A 910-nucleotide genomic window follows, 5' to 3' on the forward strand; every position below is an offset into this window, starting at 1 on the left:
CTGCGGTGATTATTCGAAGAAGCATTCCTTAGTGGAGCACAAATCAACAGCCAAGTTTAACAGAGTCAAAAATTAAAATGAGGTGAATATTGATGAAACTTAAAATAACTTGTTTACAGATGGACATTGCCTTTGGTAATCCCAGTGAAAACTATCAAAATGCAGAAAGATTAATTGAAGAAGCAATGAAAGAAAATCCTGATATCATTGTTTTTCCGGAGCTATGGACAACAGGTTATGATTTAACACGACTTGATACAATCGCTGATAAGGGGGCAGTCAATACAATTGATTTTTTAAAAAAGGCAGCAAAAAAATATCAGGTCCACTTCGTGGGCGGATCTGTGGCAAATCAGGGTGAACAGGGAGTAAAGAATACCCTTCTTATCATCAATAATAAAGGTCACCTTGTCCATTCCTATAGCAAACTGCATCTTTTTAAATTGATGGACGAACATCTTTACCTCGAAGCTGGAGAGGAGAAAGGGTTATTTGAATTGGATAATCGCCTTTTTGGGGGAGTAATCTGTTATGATATTCGTTTTCCCGAGTGGATCCGTGCACATACATCTAAAGGCGCTGAAGCCCTTTTCGTTGTTGCGGAATGGCCAGCCCCCCGATTATCGCATTGGAGATCGCTGCTGATTGCCAGAGCAATTGAAAACCAATGTTTCGTTATTGCATGCAACCGCTCAGGCCATGATCCAAATAATGAATTTGCCGGCCATTCTATGATCATCGACCCATGGGGAGACGTAATAGCTGAAGCTGGAGCGACTGAGGAAATACTGTCTGCAATAATTGAGTTAGATCTTGTAAAAGATATTCGAAAACAAATACCAATTTTTGAAGATAGAAGACCTGATTTGTACTAATCTAAAAAGAGGCTGGGACAAAACCCATTCTAGAT

The 910-nt window shown here is 39.6% G+C and carries 1 protein-coding gene; it reads left to right on the forward strand.

Translation table 11 applies throughout. From position 1 onward, the window contains the following. The first annotated feature begins 92 nt into the window (after positions 1–92). Positions 93–875: a carbon-nitrogen family hydrolase gene (locus tag CHI06_RS07820; RefSeq protein WP_095247867.1), complete on the forward strand. Its 783-nt coding sequence runs from the start codon at positions 93–95 to the stop codon at positions 873–875. Positions 876–910 lie beyond the last annotated feature (35 nt).

This window comes from Bacillus sp. 7884-1 (assembly GCF_002272245.1).
In the GTDB taxonomy this organism is placed as follows: domain Bacteria; phylum Bacillota; class Bacilli; order Bacillales; family Cytobacillaceae; genus Neobacillus.